Source organism: Vibrio methylphosphonaticus (assembly GCF_023634655.1).
Taxonomy (GTDB): Bacteria; Pseudomonadota; Gammaproteobacteria; order Enterobacterales; family Vibrionaceae; genus Vibrio; species Vibrio methylphosphonaticus.
The window spans coordinates 22,411-39,134 of record NZ_JAMKMS010000002.1; the positions used below are offsets into that span (position 1 = coordinate 22,411).

A 16,724-nucleotide genomic window follows, 5' to 3' on the forward strand; every position below is an offset into this window, starting at 1 on the left:
TTATGTGTTTTCACCAAAAATAGCCTTCAAATGACGGCTATCACTCGCTCTGAGGCAAAGCCACCGTCACTCGGTAATTAGAACACGCTTGGATATTGTTCACTACGCTACCCTGTAACTTAATACCATCTATGTGTATCTCTGTTTGTTGTATGTCGGGCGAACGATGGTATGTTACGTGAAACTGAGCCCCTCTAAAGTCTCGTTTCACCGTCAAATCTGACCAACAAGAAGGCAGTTTAGGATCAATCATTAACCCTTCCTCGCAGCCTTTTAAGCCTAGCATTTCTTCAATAACCATCCGATAAAACCAAGCACCTGTCCCCGTATTAAATAGATTACTTGAACGACCGGCTGTGTCCGGATATTGATAGTAAGCTCCACGATAGTAATTAGGAATATAAACTGGCAGTTGCCCTCTGCGCTCAAACGTATCACTTTGAGGATCGGCGACCATTTTACGTAACACATTAAAGGCGCGATCGGGTTCATCGATGGCATAAAGACTCGCGGCGTAAAATGCCGCTGCGTGGTTGTAAATGGACCCATTTTCGCCAGAACCCGGCCATTTTTGTGTAACCCTCCCCACATCTTCACGCATGGCGGTAAAGGCCGGCGCGCATAACATGACACCGTATGGTGTATCTAATTGTTCATCAATAGCTGCAAGCATTTTTTCTTTCTGAGCAGGATTTGGCATATCCGCTAAAAACGCCCAGCTTTGTGTGTTCAAAAAGATGCGCCCTTCTTTATCTTCAGGCACGCCAAAAGTCACATTGTCATCTGTAATACCACGGGCGTACCAATCTCCCTTCCACAAATATTCGTGGGAAATGGTCGCTAACTGCTCTATCGTTGATTCAAACTGTTTGATGATCTCTGCATCGTTGTACTTGCGTGAGATCTTCACCCACGTTTGTAATGCGACACTAAGTGCTTGTGCTAACCAACCCGATACCCCTTTGCCTTTCGGTCCTACCATATTCATAGGATCACACCAGTCGCCCTGTGCGATAAAAGGTAAACCACGATAATCGCGCGCTTCACACATATACATCATGGCTCGGTTCATGTGTTCCAACACTGAACTTGGTCTATCATCATCAGCCCAACTCACCGGATGTTGTAGAAGCTCTAAATCATTGGTTTCATTTAAATAAGCTTCAATAATCAGAGCAAGCCAAACCGAATGATCGGTATGTGGGATTTGGTTAATGTACTTCAAGGTGGCTTCTGGTGTGAGTAAGATACCGTCTGGCATCTCTCCATCGGCCTTTTGCTGGGAAAGCGATGTCAGAATAACCTTTCGAGTTGCTTCACTTTGTACATACGCCATCCCCATACCATCTTGTAAATAGTTTCTTGTTTGAGGATCTGTCGTTAGACGATGTGTATCCCCATGGTAGAACACTTGTCTCGGCAACCAATGGTTAACAAAATGGTTAAATGTGTCATCTGGTGTGTCAATTTCCACGACACCAGACCCTGAGGATACATATTCCGCATACGCTTGAGTGACCTTATCTTTTTCATCACCGGAATGCGTGTTAATGATGTCCTGGATCTCTTGCTTATTCAGCGCAGGGCCAAAAATAAAATTAAGAGGTCTCTTCTCTCCGGCGCTAAGATTGAGCTTAAATTGCATTGCACATGTCGGCATCTCATAGTTGGCTTCTTTACAGCTCAGATCGCTGTTGTGCTGAAGTGCACTAGGATTGTGAAGCCCGCCTTGCCCTTCAAACCTAGGTAGGCTTGTTTCATAAGCATCAGGGACGACATCGGCAGAGAAAAACGTCATGTCCTTAAGATGTTTATTTTTCTCATAATCTTCTAGCTTTTGATAAGGCGTAATCGAGGTACAAACTATTGCATTGAGCGAAGCGTCGTAATGCGCCCCCATGTTCATCCAAGACATGTAACCCACAGGAAAATAAGGAATGATAGAGAGTTTACGTTGCTTAGTCCCCACATTGCGTACTGTGATATTCCAAAGCTCTGCCGCTTCATTTTCGCCTAATGTTAAGGTCACAACCAGCTCAATATCATTATTTTTCACCAGCCATTTAACATCGCTTAACCCCGGTTGAAACTCAAAGCTATCCAGTTGGGTTTTGATAGGCGCAAATGGTGCGGAAAATAACTCGCCAGTTTCTTCGTCCCTTACATAAAAAAATCGCCCCGGATGATGAGCAAAATAGGGTTGCTCTGGTTGCATAAAGCTGGTTGCGGCGAGGTTTGGGACATGCGTATATTTCTTTGGCTCTGGATTCATATACTGTGCCACGACATAACCCTGGCAATTGACATGTATCATCATCTTACGATTCCACAAATACCCTGCGGAGTTCGGAAGAAGCGTAGGATCCGACAGTGAAAACCGGGTTCCTTGTTCGAGAAAGGTAGACATGATGAGACCTCTTTACACATTATGGTTATGATCTTTTATGACCGGTTTACTGGCATACTAACGTTGAAACAAATTTGTACCTCACGCGGAAACTAAGCTACTTCCTCGCGATGGCGGTGGATTCTCTGATCATTAAAGTGGGCGTGAAATTCTGCTCAATAGGCAGTTTTTCGTCGTAACATAAATTCAGTAGTTGGTGACAAGCATTACGAGATATCTCTTCGAGTGGTACATGAATACTGGTCATTGCTGGCGAGGTGTAACTTGAAATATCAATATCGTCATACCCCACTACTGATACTTCTTCACCAACACGCAACCCTTGACGGTGCAGCGTCGCCATCGCCGCCATTGCACTATTATCGTTGCCACAAAAGACAGCGGTAAATGGCTTGTTTTTACTCAACAAGCGCTGGGTGGCAATCGCACTTTGCTCAAAGCTATAGCCGCCAGATTCGATAAGATCAGCATCAACTTCAATGCCTGATAATTTCAATTCATCGACAAAGCCCTGATGGCGTTTTTTTGCATCCTGTGCGCTCATTCTTCCACTGACCACCGCAATATCTTTATGGCCTAGTTCAACTAGATGGCGTGCAGCTAGCTTTCCGCCTTGATAATGATCGGCGCTAAACGTTTTTTGATGCAATTCTTCGATGTCACGGTTAATGAAAACCACTTTTGGGTAACGCGCTTCGATCTTTGCCAACTCAATAACGGATAACTCTGGGCATGACATCAAAATCCCGTCACAATCGCGCTCGATGAGGTAATCCAGACACGCAATCCGCTCTTCATCTGTAGTCGCATCCTCGGCATTTGCTAAGATAATATGTTTGTCACGCTTGCGTAATTCCCTTTCTATCGTTTGCAACATTTTGCGATGAAACGAACCTGAAAATGACGGGACCCAAAGACCGATAATGTTCGACTTTTTAGAGGACAGCGATCGCGCCATACTGTTCGGACGGTAATTAAGTTCCGCCATCGCTGTTGCAACTTTGTCCATTGTCTTTTGCGAAATCGAGGCATTCCCTGATAGATATCTGGAAACAGTTCCAACACCCACTCCTGCAAGTTTTGCCACATCTTTTATCGTTGCCATTGGTCGCTGCCCTATGGAATATTCCTAACTATAGTTTATTCATATTAGTTAAATTTCATCACTTTAGACACCACTTTTTACAGTTATCATACAAAGTCGTAAAATTAGTGACCCAATTCTCATGTTTATAAATTACTCAAAAAGTTCCTAGATCTGAAAATAAAGAAGCGATATAAAATAGTAAATGGAATCGATTCCATTGAAAGAAATACTACTTAGGAACAATAACAAATTAACGAAAGGGTATTCTCATGATCAAGAACGTGACACTCGTTGCTGCCATCGCCATTTCCGTCTCACCTGCTTTTGCCAAAGAAGAAGCTGAAGTCATGCACTGGTGGACATCTGGCGGAGAATCCGCTGCAATAAAAGTATTAGCGGAAGCTTATGAAGCCGATGGGGGCGCTTGGAAAGACAGTGCTGTAGCGGGTGGCTCAAACGCTCGCTCTGCTGCTATTAACCGTATGATTGGTGGCTCGCCTACGACTGCCGCACTGTTTAATACCTCGCAGCAATATCATGAGATGATCGCTGAAGACATGCTCAATAACATCGATGCGGTCGCTAAAGCGAATAACTGGGAACAAATCCTGCCGCAGCCAACGCTAGATGCCATCAAAGTAAATGGCCATTTTTACGCTGCGCCTGTCAACATTCATATGCCTGGTTGGTTCTGGTATTCCAAAGAAGCGTTTGATAAAGCGGGAATTCAGCAAGAACCACAAACCCCAGAAGAGTTGTTTGCCGCATTAGATAAGTTAAAGGCAGCTGGTTATATCCCACTCGCATTAGGCGGTCAAAACTGGCAAGAGAACCTTTTGTTCGCCACCGTACTGAGTAATATTGGCGGTAAACAGCTCTATCTTGACGCTTTGGGTAAAAGAGACTCGAAAACGTTGAACTCTGATGAATTTAAAGCCGTAGTAGACACCTTCTTAAAACTAAAACCATACGTTGATACGGGCTCACCTGGTCGTAACTGGAATGATACCACCAGCTTAGTTATCAACGACAAAGCTGGTATTCAAGTAATGGGAGATTGGGCAAAAGGCGAATTCACTCAGGCAAACAAGATCCCTGGCCAAGATTACGGTTGTTTTCCTGGTTTAGGCGATGACTCTCTCTATATCGTCGGTGGCGATGTCTTTGTCTTCCCTAAAACCGATGACAAAGAGCAGATTGCAGCTCAGCAAAGCTTGGTTGAGTCCATGCTTAATCCAGAGACTCAGATTAAATTCAATAATTTAAAAGGCTCTGTTCCAGTGAGAACCGACATAGATGTTTCTTCTATGGACATTTGTGCACAAAAAGGTGCCGCTATTTTGAAAGTGGCAGAACGTCAAATTCCTGATGGCTCCATGTTGATGGAAGAGTACCTTTATGGCTCACTAAAAGATGCGGTAACCGAAGTTTGGAACTCTCCAAATATCACCACTGCGCAAGCCGTCACTGTTTTTGAGCGTGCTTTAAGAGATTAATCTGATAGGCATCAATCGCTTTGCGGCTGATGCCTTTTCTCTGTATCCAATCAACAAGGGAGATCCCCCCTATGGATCTAGTCGCCATTAAACGGCATATTCGAAGAAACACGCTAGCCTATGTCGCTATCCTTCCAATGGCGTTTACCGTTATTGTGGCTTACATGGGCACGATGTTTTGGTCGGTGAGGCTATCATTCACTAGCTCCAGAATGCTGCCTAAGTATGACTTCGTCGGATTTTCTCAATATGAACGTTTATTCGAAACATCACGCTGGGTAACGTCGCTCGAAAACTTACTTATTATTGCCTTTTTGTTTTTGGCGATTTGTTTTGTACTGGGTTTTTTACTGTCCATATTTATTGATCAAAAAATCAAAGCTGAAAGCTTTTTTAGAACCGTCTTCCTTTTCCCCTATGCGATGTCTTTCATCGTAACAGGATTAGTGTGGCAATGGATTTTCAATCCACAGCTAGGTATTCAAAGTGCGATGCGCAGCTTAGGTTGGGAGTCGTTTACTTTTGATTGGATCGTGAATCCAGACATGGTGCTTTATACCGTTATTATCGCGGCGGTTTGGCAAGGTTCAGGTTTGGTCATGGCATTACTTCTTGCAGGACTTCGTGGTATCGATGAGGACTTGTGGAAAGCAACCAAGATAGACGGCATTCCAACATGGCGCGTCTATGTCAGCATTATATTACCTATGCTTCGCCCAATGATTATCACCACCGTGGTACTGCTTTCCATCAGCATCATCAAAATGTATGACGTGGTGGTAGCTATGACGTTAGGTGGACCCGGCGTCGCTAGTGAAGTACCTGCAAAGTTCATTATGGATAACCTTTTTGAACGTGCAAACATAGGTATTGCCACTGCTGCATCAACCGTGATGCTCACCACCGTTCTGTGTCTTATTGCACCGTTCATTTATACCAATTACATCAAGAAACAAGGTAGGTAGGCTATGAATACTCTCTCACCTACAATGACGCCAGCTGTCACCAAACGACCAATATCAACCAAAGCGCGTTGGGGACGCATCGGCATTTATGGCTTTTTGATCATCACAGCACTGTTTTTCTTGCTGCCTCTCTATGTCATGCTTGTGACGTCATTTAAAGAGCTCGATGAAATTCGCATGAGCAGCATTTTTGCGTTACCACAGCAACTCTCTTTTGATTCGTGGAAAGTCGCTTGGAGTAGTGCATGTACAGGACTCCAGTGTAATGGCTTACAAGTTGGCTTTTGGAACTCAGTTAAGATTTTGATTCCCAGCGTTCTGATTTCTGTTCTGTTTGGTGCGATTAACGGCTATGCCCTTTCCTTTTGGCGCATAAAAGGCGCCAACCTGCTGTTTGCGTGTTTATTACTTGGGGCATTTATTCCCTATCAAGTGTTTATATACCCACTTATCCGCGTCTACGCTGATTTAGGTATCTACGGCACGCTTACTGGCGTTGTGGTATCGCACGTTATTTTTGGAATGCCAATCATGACGCTACTATTTCGCAATTACTACAGTACGCTGCCAATGGAGTTGTTTAATGCGGCCCGAATCGACGGCGCGGGATTCTTCAAAGTATTTTTTGCCATCATGCTACCGATGTCCGTGCCTATTATCATCGTGGCCGTGATTATGCAGGTAACCAATATTTGGAATGACTTCTTGATTGGTTTGGTTTTCGCAGGTACCGAGAACTTACCAATGACAGTACAGCTCAACAACATTGTTAACACCACCACCGGTGAGCGCGCATACAACGTCAACATGGCCGCTACCATTCTTACTTCTCTTGTTCCTCTGATCATCTATGTGGCATCGGGACGTTGGTTTGTCAGAGGCATCGCTTCTGGTGCAGTAAAAGGATAATCATCATGGGTATAGTCAATATTAATAAGCTCGATATCAGTTATGAGAGCACTAAAGTCGTCAAACAATTAGACCTATATATCAATGATGGCGAGTTTCTCGTGCTTCTAGGACCATCAGGATGTGGAAAGTCCACCCTACTCAATGCGATTGGGGGACTTATTGACTCCAGTGGTGGCAGCATCTCATTTGATGGAAAAGACGTGACATGGACTGACCCGAAGGATCGTGGCATTGGCATGGTCTTTCAGTCCTACGCACTTTACCCAACGATGTCAGTTGAGAAAAACATGTCTTTTGGGCTTCGAATTGCCGGGGTTGATAAGGAGATCATCAACAAAAAAGTACAATGGGCGGCTAAATTGCTGCAACTCGAAGCCCTGCTCGACCGTAAGCCATCCGCACTATCCGGGGGCCAGCGCCAACGAGTCGCGATTGGGCGTGCACTCGTACGTGATGCCGACATTTACTTGTTCGATGAACCTCTTTCCAATCTGGATGCGAAACTAAGGGCCGAGCTCAGGCTCGAAATTAAAAAACTCCACCGCACCCTTAAATCAACCATGATCTACGTCACTCATGATCAAATTGAAGCGCTAACCTTAGCGGATCGCATTGCAGTCATGAAAGATGGCATCATTCAACAGCTGGACACACCACATAATGTTTACAACAAACCTTCAAATCTTTTTGTGGCGACATTCTTAGGATCTCCCGCTATGAACTGTGTTGAAGGTCAGTTAAGGGTTGACGGAAAGAACACATATTTTCAATCCCATCAACTGTCACTCAATGTCACTGATTACCCATTTAAATCACCGGCTGTTGATGGCATGGCTGTCACACTCGGCATGCGACCAGAGCATTTGTTCACGTCATTAACACAAGATGAAGACGAAAACAGCCTAACTGGTGTTATTGAACTCGTTGAACCGATGGGTTCAGATACTCTCGTGTGGTCACGGTTTGATAGTGAACATACGTTATCTCATCGCACGACCACAGAGTTTGAAATCCATGCTGGAGAAAACATTACTGTAAAAGTCGACGCGGCGCGCTGTTCTATCTTTGATTCCAACACCACACAGCGGTTATAAAAATGAGGTGCCCCAAATTGCGTAGATAGACTACGCAATTTGGGGGGACCTTTAGCATACCCACCAGTACAAATATCTAGCACTTATCACCTATCATCCTCTATTCACTATTCACTATTCACTATTCAACACTCAACATTAAAAAATGACATTTATCAGACAACACTATTGATACCAGGTCGTAATATTACATCGCGATACATCTATTGTTATAAATAACAATAGGACAACTCACAACGAAACGTCATAAATACCTCACCAATAACCACTAATCACAGTAATGGTTATGATAACCAGCCTAACTTTCGCCAATTACCATTAATAAAAATACAACCACCAATAACCAGGCCTGATAATTCACTACTTCTATTTTGATCAACAAAAAATTGATTTTTATTAATTACTAAATATATTCAAGGCATTAATATGACGTCATAACAACGAAGTAACTATAAATAAAAGGAAGTAACAATGAAATTAGCGAAAGCGTTAGCCTTAACATCTCTAGCACTAATACCAATGTCATCGTACGCAGATCATACCACCATTGACGGCTTAGACTTTGGCCCACTCGCTCAACTTGTGGGCACTTGGAAGACAGCTGATACTGGCGGCGTAGATATGTCTCCAGCTCAAGCAGGCACACCACAAGGCCAAGGTGCACCGGCTGTGACTCCATATTACGAAGTGATGACCTTTGAAGTCGCAGCAGATGCCGTGAATGCCAGTAAACAAACGCTTGTTGCCCTTTATTACAAGCAAGAAGTATTCAGAAAGACGGACGATTCTAAGTTTCATGACCAGCGCGGTTATTTTATTTACGACCAAGAAAACCAAATCGTCTACAACTCTTTCTGTGTACCTAGGACAACATGTGTAACAGCTGAAGGCCCTGCTGGAAATAACATGACGTTAAAGATGTCTAGTCGTGGTGTTGCTGAATCTAACTTTATGACTGAAAATGCAACCACAACTGACTTCACCATGAATTTAAATATTGAGGGTGACACACTCACCTACTCTCAATCTACGATGCTAGAAATTTATGATGGTGTATTTTCCCATACTGACGCTTCTGTATTAGAGCGTGTAAAAGACTAAGCTAATATCCTGTTTTAGATATTAATTACTTAAACGATATATTTATCTATCTTTATTTAAAGCCTCTTTATATTAAAGAGGCTTTGGTTTATTTCAAGCGACTAGGCCGCCTTTCCCCTTTTTGTGCGATTCTCCAAGTAATATAGTCATGGACAAGTACTTATCTTGTTAGTTATTCGTTTTAGCTTCGTTGCTCAATCAACCAATCTCTAGACCAGTATTTTCACCTAACAGCGTACTCAAGAGAGCATTTTCTTAGCAATAAATTGCAATCTAGCGCCGCTAACCCTTTACTATCTGTAAGATCCCCCTAAAATGGGCAAAAAATTTAACACTGAGGTTTTCATTCATGTCCATTCAATGGTTTCCGGGCCACATGCACAAGGCACTTAAAGAAATTGAGGAAGTGATTCCGCAAGTCGATGTCATCATCGAAGTTCTTGATGCTCGTATCCCTTTTAGTAGTGAGAACCCAACGATTGCGAGCCTACGTGGTGATAAGCCTGTCGTTAAAGTGTTGAACAAGCGCGACTTAGCCGATCCAGAGAAAACCGAGTTGTGGATCGCACACTTAGAAAAAGAGCAAGGCGTGAAAGCGATTGCAATTACCACGAGTAATCAGCATGAAGTGCAGCAGATCCTTGAACTTTGTCGAAAGCTGGCTCCAAATCGCGAAGCGATTGGTAAAAACATTCGCACCATGATCATGGGTATCCCTAACGTAGGTAAGTCCACCATCATTAATAGCCTTGCGGGTCGCACTATCGCCGTTACTGGTAACCAGCCTGCGGTGACTCGCCGCCAACAGCGAATCAACCTGCAAAATGGCGTCGTGCTATCTGATACTCCAGGCGTATTGTGGCCAAAAGTGGAGAACCCACACAGTGGATTTCGCCTTGCGGCTACCGGTGCAGTAAAAGATACCGCGATTGAATACGATGAAGTGGCCTTTTATACGGTTGAATACCTTGCGCAGTACTACGCAGAGCGACTTAAAGAGCGCTACCAGATTGATGAAGCGCTACCTGAATCTGACCTAGAACTCATGGAGTTGATTGGTAAGAAGCGTGGTGCGCTGCAATCTGGCGGTCGAGTCAATCTTCATAAAGCTTCTGAGATATTATTACATGAGCTACGTAGTGGCACGCTTGGACAAATCACACTTGAGTTACCAGAAATGATCACCAAAGAGTTGATTGAAGTCGAGATTGAAGAAGCACGTAAAACAGAAGCGAAGATTAAGAAGAAAGAAGAGCGCCGTAAACGCTATTTGAAGAACAAGCGCTAATTCTTAAAGATAGAATTTTTAACGCTATGCCGCAAAACGCTCTCTTTTATGAGAGTGTTTTTGTTTTTGCCAAGCCCGTACCTCAAGACAGACTCACTCCTTGAGGCAAACCCCACCTTGAGACTGTTCCTTAAAATATCGGTGACATTGTCACCTTTGCATTTACTAACAATGTCCAGCCTAACGCCATGTAAAAGAAGTTGATCGCGAGCACTGTGACATTTTGCCAACGTTTATGCTCTGTAAATCCTGCCCCTTCCTCTTTGGTTTGACCAACAAAACGACGTTGGACGCTTAACGCTAGAAAAGACACCAGTAACAAGGATAAAAAACTGCCCACAAAGCTAGCAATCAACAAAAGGTTTGCGATAGATTGCTCGAACCACAAGGCCGTATAGAGAAAGATTAAGCTGGTACTTAAGCAAGGTCTCAGCGCCACCACCAACATTACCCCATAAGACGACGAGATTGCGGAAGATCCGGAGAAAGGGCGCTGAGAGGGTTCGGTCTGTTTTTCTTTCGGTGCTTGGCTTAACAAAAACACTCGTTTAAGCACACCAAATCCCCCAATGGCGAGCATCCCTGCACCAACCCACTGATTAAGGCTACCCACTAACGCAATGGTATCTTTAAACCCTAAGACTAAAATCCACTGCAGAGCTGATGCGACTAACCAAGTACTGAGCCCCTGCACAACATTGATAGCTAGGGAGAAACCAGCGATCCGGCGTAAGGTCGGTTTAGAGGCTTGCATTGCAATCAACAATACTGACTTACCATGACCAGGCCCCAGTGAGTGGACAAAACCGTAGCCACAAACCGCAAGGACTACCAACCACTGCGCCCACTGGCTGGTGCTGAATAATTGTGCCCCCTCTTCTCGCTGACTCGCTTCTAGAGCGTCTGTTAGCTGCTCTAGTAGCATCCGTTGCAGTGAGTGAAGCTGCCAACGAAGATAAACCCAGTTTTCAACTATCCAGTACAGACCCGCAATCAGCACAACACTAACAAGTAAAATGACACCAGCTTGCTTAAATTGATATCGGTGGTTATCCACAATGAATACTCACGGTTTGGCTAAAATGTTGACCTAGTTCCGAATCTTCTTCGCTGTCTCGTGCGAGCGACATGGCGTAATTTTGAATCTCTTGTGACGGCGATGGTTGTACTAAACCGACGTGACATTGAGACGCGACGCTCGAATCGAGCTTAATCGACCGTACCGATTTCCACGCAATATCGATAAAGTAGGTATTGTCATAAGTCTGAATTGACAAGTGCTGCCCAGAGAGTTCAACTTGTTTCGAAAGTGGCAACAAAAATGCCAATACCATTCGCTTACCACGTTTTGTTAATGAGTACGATGTGGGTATTCGAAACTTAAGTGGCTCCCCATCCAAATACAGGTAGGTAAAATAATGGGTATTGAGTAAATTTAACATTAAGCGCCTCGCCTCTTCTGACGCACGTTCCTCGTTGTCAAAAACGGTAAAGTCCCCATCTAAGGCATAGGCACTAGTAAAAGGATCAAACACCCATTCCATTTCGAGACTATCGACTCTAGTTTCTTCACCATGAATGGTTAAGGTATGGCTTATCCATGAGTGTGGATGGCCATAACAAAGTGCTGACCAAATAAGTGGTGACAAAAAAAGTATCAGCGCAGCAAACGGGCGTGCTGTCGTGGTTCGATGTTTCGAACGACCAAACATCCCATCTTCAGATCGACTGCTAGGAAGCATGACGAGCCGCCAAATCTTCGTCACGACGCTGCCATTGCTGTGAAGACACATCATCAAAAGCTGCGATCAGTGTGGCAAATGAATCCTTCTCTTGATCTGCTAACGATTGTGCCAATGGTAAGTCTACCTGCATAGGATCAACTGGTCGGTTACGTACTAACACCTCAAAATGAAGATGAGGACCAGTAAGACGGCCAGTGGCCCCAGACAAGGCAATTTTTTGACCACGCTTAACCAATTCGCCCGGTTTAACAAGGAAGCGGCTAAGATGCAGGTAGCGGGTCGTATAAATACTATTGTGCTCGATCGTCAAATATTTTCCTGCGTACGGATGCTCTCTTACCGCCACAACTTTGCCATCCCCAGTTGAGTAGATTGGCGCTCCGACAGGCGTGGCGAAATCTGTACCATTATGAGGCGAGACTCTTCCCGTAACCGGGTGTTTTCTGTAACGATTAAATGGAGAAGTGATCCGGCGATATTCTTTAGCAATCGGGTATCGATTAAAGGCTTGTTCCAAACTATTTCCATCACGATCATAGAATCGACCATCTCGCGCTAAAAAGGCAGACACCACCTCTCTACCCAAGTAAAAGCGCACACCTTGTATTTCAGAATTTCCGGTCGCATACGAACCAAGGTATTGCTCGCTCACTAAGACTTCAAACCTGTCCCCAGGCCTTAAATCACGCGCAAAGTTGATTTTGTCAGCCATAACACGGCTGACAGTTGAAATTTGACGAGAACTTAAACCTTGCTTATGGGCAGATGCGGCGAAACTGCCAACGATATCTCCGATAACCATACGGGGCGTCCACTCCCCCTTCTCTTCTATGAAATCATAATGATACAAAGTCTGGTTTGGTAATTCTTCGCTGTGAACAAGAGAGTAGACCGAGCGCTCAACAAGGCTAAGGTGATACGTCAACGTGATAAGCGTGCCTGTAGACCTATCAACGACAAACTCTAATCGCTTGTTTGGTACAAGATTATCGAGCTTTAGATCTGAAATATCTGCCGACAATAACTCTGGTATCGTTGCGAGAGGTACCCTCAGCGTTTCAAAGATTGTGCTTAACGAGTCACCTGGCTGAATGAAGTAATGAACACGTTCAATGTTGGTTAGGTCCCTTTCAGGTGAAGCGGTACTCGTCGCTTCACCTGAAAGCTTGCCATCATAAGGGGTAATTTTCACCGTATCATGGGGCTCTGGATTAGCTGTTGGTAAAAATACCTCGGTAATGAACGAACGGTGGCTATTGCCGAAAAGTGATACACCAACAACCAGCGTCGTGACGAAAAAGAGGCAAAGCATCCAAGGAGAGAATTTATAGGACATGATAAAAATGAATTGAAAATTTGTTATGTTATAACATAACAGTATAATAAAAGACAATCATAGCTCTTATTTTACCATACCTTTCGTTTCAAGGTGTTTCTAATGGGGTTTTTAGTTTAAAACTCTAAATTAAAATTAAAGAAAAAGAAATAGTCTGATGAAGCGGTGCACTTTTATTAGAAAACAAAGGGTAAGCAAATTACAGACACAAAAAACCGCACGGCATAATGAAGTCGCTTCATTTAGGTAGTTAAACCTAGCACGTGCGGTTATTTTTAAGGCGTCAAACGTTAAACGTTTCAATTCGTCTCTGTGTATCAATGCCCTTTTTTTGAATGATGGTTATGGCACACCATGGCCTTTAGACGCAACCCAAACGCGATACCATTGTTCACGAGTGAGTTCAATTTCCATCGCCTCTACCGCCGCTTTAACGCGCTCGATTTTACCTGAGCCAACAATAGGCAATGGCTTTGACGGCAAACGTTTCACCCAAGCAAAGATAATTTGGTCAATGCTACTCGCGCCTACTTCCTGACGAATCGCTTCCAGTTCACCGCGGACACGTTGTGCTTGCTCAGATTGTCCGGAGAAGATTTCACCACCTGCTAACGTTGACCATGCCATAGGAGAAACGCGAAGTTGCTGTAGCTGATCAAGCGTACCATCATGCGCCACTTCAAAGTTCAGTGGATTGATTTCCACCTGGTTAGTCACTAATGGTTTGCTAAGGCGAGATTGCAGCAAATCGAATTGGCGAGGTGAGAAATTAGACACACCAAAATGCTTCACTTTGCCGACTTTGTGAAGCTCAGTAAATGCTTCTGCCACTTCATCGGCATCCATCAACACATCCGGACGGTGTATCAACAACACGTCTATCTCATTAACCCCAAGTCGCTGCAATGAGTTATCTACAGACTGGTAGATGTGTTTTGCACTGGTGTCGTAATGATTGATTTTGCGATCAGCAAATTTTTCACTGCATAAATTGATATCGCATTTAGTGATGATTTGAATCTCATCCCTGATTTGGCTATCTAACGCTAACGCTTCACCAAACAACTGCTCACATTCATAGTTGCCATAAATGTCAGCGTGATCAACCGTCGTGACACCGAGTTCGATATGCTGCTTAAGAAACGTGAGTCGCTCTTGCGGGGTCATACCCCAGTCGGCGAGTCGCCAATACCCTTGAACCAACTGTGAAAGCTCTGGTCCGCTTGGCGCGGTGGTGACTTTAGAAACTGCTTTCGAAACCGCTGTTGAAACCGCTGTTGAAACCATAGGTTGACTCCTTATTTTACCTAGCGATATCCTAAGCTGCTTTCACATCCCCCTCAATGACTAATTGCCGAATTTGGTGAATAGCCCCCGCACCGCCCACCTACCCCTCCTAAAAATGACAAATAAAAGGTAAAAAATCATCAATCCAACCAAAACATCACAAATACACACAAGCAACCAAACGCCAGACAACACCCTATCGCCCTAAAATCCGCCAAAAGCCAACCCAAAAGAGTTATCCTTATCATTCACAGAAGCAATATAAAAACCTCAAGCGATAGCAATACACTTATAACAAGAAACATCCAGTTAACATCAATCTCATTTCCTGTCAGTTGCCCCCAACCACCTATTGACAAACATAATAGTTATAAATTCATCGGTCCAATTTATGTGACCTAGATTAAACACCTGTTTGAAAGAAATATTTTACACTTAACTCAAATGACGCGTAGATGAATTCGCGAAGTGAAATACAAGAAAAATATACAAAACTGAAATACTAGCAATATGTAAACCTGTCCCCCAACAGTGGTATTTAAAAATAGAATCTATTTTTAAATGGGGTAATAAACTCCCAAAATGGATAACAATAAAAAGGAAATAACTATGAAAGGTCTATTTAAAGTTTCTACGCTTGCAATCAGTGTTTTTGCCGCTTCGCAAGCTGGTGCGATTGAGCTTTATAATAACGAAGGAACAACTGCCGGAATATCAGGCGTTGTCGCAGCCCAGATGGCTTCTTATGGCTACGATAAAGATAGTGCCTTAGGCGAGGCTTTTGACAGCGAAAATATGCTTATCGAAGATCCAGGCTCTTACCTAAATATTGACATTAGACACCAGCAAGGGAGTTTCTACGGTCTTACTCGTGTCGCGTGGGATCTAAACTTCCAAACATCTCCAACATCAGAGACATCCATTAAGCAAGAAGAACCACTGTCAGCTCGCGAAACATACGCCGGTTTTGGCCATGACGACTTTGGTGCTGTAACTATTGGTCGGCAAACCAGCCCTTACATGAAGACAGATAAAGGCTTCTACACTTATTGGGCTGGCGGGTTTAACCAAAGCTTCTCTGACGAGCTAGGCTCTCGTCGTGCTCTAAATGCTGTCGTTTGGCAAAATGATTTTGATAATCTCTATGTCGGCCTACAGTACCAAGCCAAGCGTTCAGTAGACCAGATTGCATTTGGTAATGGTGGTACGTATGGCGAGGTATTCGTGGGCGATACAACCATCGACAGCGGCTTTGGGGCAGCGATTGCTTACACTTTTGAAAGCACCGGAACTTACATTGCTGCAGCGTATAACAGAAACGATGATATTAACGGTGATCTAAACAGCTTTTTAGACCCAGTAACAGCTCCTAAAACTACTCTTACAAATGCAGAGTTTTCACAATACTCGGTTGCAGCAGAGCAGCACTTTATGGACGGCGGTATATCACTTTCAGCACGTTACGAGCACTATGATTCAAAAGATGGCGCAGCGACAGCGACTTACGATGTAAGCGGTAACAGCTTCGGTATTGGTGCAAACATGTACCTAAGCGATCAATGGCGAATCTTCGCTAACTATGAAATGGGCAAAGAAGAAAGCAACATACTTGATATAGCAGTTAGCGACTTCAGCATGTTTGCTGTTGGTACCGCTTACGCGCCTGTTGCTTGGGGCGAGGTTTACCTTGAAGCCTATAATGATAAAAATGAATTTTATGAAGTAGAGGCAGGTAAAGGCACTCACGTATTCCTAGGCGCAGCCGTATTCTTCTAAGCCAAATCTAGATAAAAACGTACTGACCAATCCAGCCCTTAAGTTTTCTTAAGGGCTTTTTTACATCTCTTCAACAATACTCCAGATCACTCATCTTCACCTCAAACTCGTTATAACTACCAATAATGGTACAAATCACAGAATCAATTAAATTTATCAATACAACACCTCCATTACCCCCTGACAATCGAATGCATAAAAACTTATAAAAAAATAAACTGTGATAATCC

Annotated in this window: 13 protein-coding genes; 7 read left to right on the top strand and 6 right to left on the bottom strand. The window is 43.8% G+C overall.

Going from position 1 to position 16,724, the window contains the following annotated elements; translation table 11 throughout:
* Positions 1-40: 40 nt before the first annotated feature.
* On the bottom strand, positions 41-2,407 hold the full coding sequence (locus M9196_RS02465) for a GH36-type glycosyl hydrolase domain-containing protein (RefSeq protein WP_250615947.1): 2,367 nt from the start codon (positions 2,405-2,407) through the stop codon (positions 41-43).
* Between the two features lie 97 nt (positions 2,408-2,504).
* Positions 2,505-3,512: a LacI family DNA-binding transcriptional regulator gene (locus tag M9196_RS02470; protein ID WP_250615948.1), complete on the bottom strand. Its 1,008-nt coding sequence runs from the start codon at positions 3,510-3,512 to the stop codon at positions 2,505-2,507.
* A 251-nt stretch (positions 3,513-3,763) separates the two neighbouring features.
* On the opposite strand from M9196_RS02470, the gene M9196_RS02475 reads away from it, so the two are divergent.
* The 6 genes from M9196_RS02475 (at position 3,764) to ylqF (ending at position 10,350) form a co-directional block, all read left to right on the top strand.
* Positions 3,764-4,990, top strand: a complete 1,227-nt coding sequence (locus tag M9196_RS02475) for an ABC transporter substrate-binding protein (RefSeq protein WP_250615949.1) — start codon at positions 3,764-3,766, stop codon at positions 4,988-4,990.
* 71 nt (positions 4,991-5,061) lie between these two features.
* Complete coding sequence (locus M9196_RS02480; RefSeq protein WP_250615950.1) at positions 5,062-5,955, top strand: carbohydrate ABC transporter permease; 894 nt, start codon at positions 5,062-5,064, stop codon at positions 5,953-5,955.
* Between the two features lie 24 nt (positions 5,956-5,979).
* Positions 5,980-6,864 (top strand): carbohydrate ABC transporter permease, encoded by an 885-nt coding sequence (locus M9196_RS02485; protein ID WP_250616267.1) that lies wholly within the window; start codon positions 5,980-5,982, stop codon positions 6,862-6,864.
* Between the two features lie 5 nt (positions 6,865-6,869).
* Positions 6,870-7,961 (top strand): ABC transporter ATP-binding protein, encoded by a 1,092-nt coding sequence (locus M9196_RS02490; RefSeq protein ID WP_250615951.1) that lies wholly within the window; start codon positions 6,870-6,872, stop codon positions 7,959-7,961.
* 471 nt (positions 7,962-8,432) lie between these two features.
* Positions 8,433-9,062, top strand: a complete 630-nt coding sequence (locus M9196_RS02495; RefSeq protein ID WP_250615952.1) for a heme-binding beta-barrel domain-containing protein — start codon at positions 8,433-8,435, stop codon at positions 9,060-9,062.
* A 349-nt stretch (positions 9,063-9,411) separates the two neighbouring features.
* Positions 9,412-10,350: a ribosome biogenesis GTPase YlqF gene (gene ylqF / locus M9196_RS02500; RefSeq protein WP_250615953.1), complete on the top strand. Its 939-nt coding sequence runs from the start codon at positions 9,412-9,414 to the stop codon at positions 10,348-10,350.
* A 130-nt stretch (positions 10,351-10,480) separates the two neighbouring features.
* On the opposite strand, the gene M9196_RS02505 is transcribed toward ylqF, so the two are convergent.
* From M9196_RS02505 to M9196_RS02520, 4 genes are all read right to left on the bottom strand, one after another.
* Positions 10,481-11,407 carry a HoxN/HupN/NixA family nickel/cobalt transporter gene (locus M9196_RS02505; protein WP_250615954.1) on the bottom strand — a complete coding sequence of 309 codons (927 nt, stop codon included), beginning with the start codon at positions 11,405-11,407 and terminating at the stop codon, positions 10,481-10,483.
* On the bottom strand, positions 11,400-12,116 hold the full coding sequence (locus tag M9196_RS02510) for a DUF1007 family protein (RefSeq protein ID WP_250615955.1): 717 nt from the start codon (positions 12,114-12,116) through the stop codon (positions 11,400-11,402). The genes M9196_RS02505 and M9196_RS02510 overlap by 8 nt, the downstream gene beginning before the upstream one ends.
* Entirely contained in the window at positions 12,082-13,431 is a 1,350-nt protein-coding gene (locus M9196_RS02515; RefSeq protein ID WP_250615956.1) for a peptidoglycan DD-metalloendopeptidase family protein, read from the bottom strand. Before M9196_RS02515 ends, M9196_RS02510 begins: the two co-directional genes overlap by 35 nt.
* Before the next feature lie 342 nt (positions 13,432-13,773).
* Positions 13,774-14,718: an aldo/keto reductase gene (locus M9196_RS02520; RefSeq protein WP_250615957.1), complete on the bottom strand. Its 945-nt coding sequence runs from the start codon at positions 14,716-14,718 to the stop codon at positions 13,774-13,776.
* A gap of 609 nt (positions 14,719-15,327) precedes the next feature.
* Here M9196_RS02520 and M9196_RS02525 point away from each other — a divergent pair.
* Complete coding sequence (locus tag M9196_RS02525; protein WP_250615958.1) at positions 15,328-16,494, top strand: porin; 1,167 nt, start codon at positions 15,328-15,330, stop codon at positions 16,492-16,494.
* The last annotated feature ends 230 nt before the right edge of the window (positions 16,495-16,724 follow it).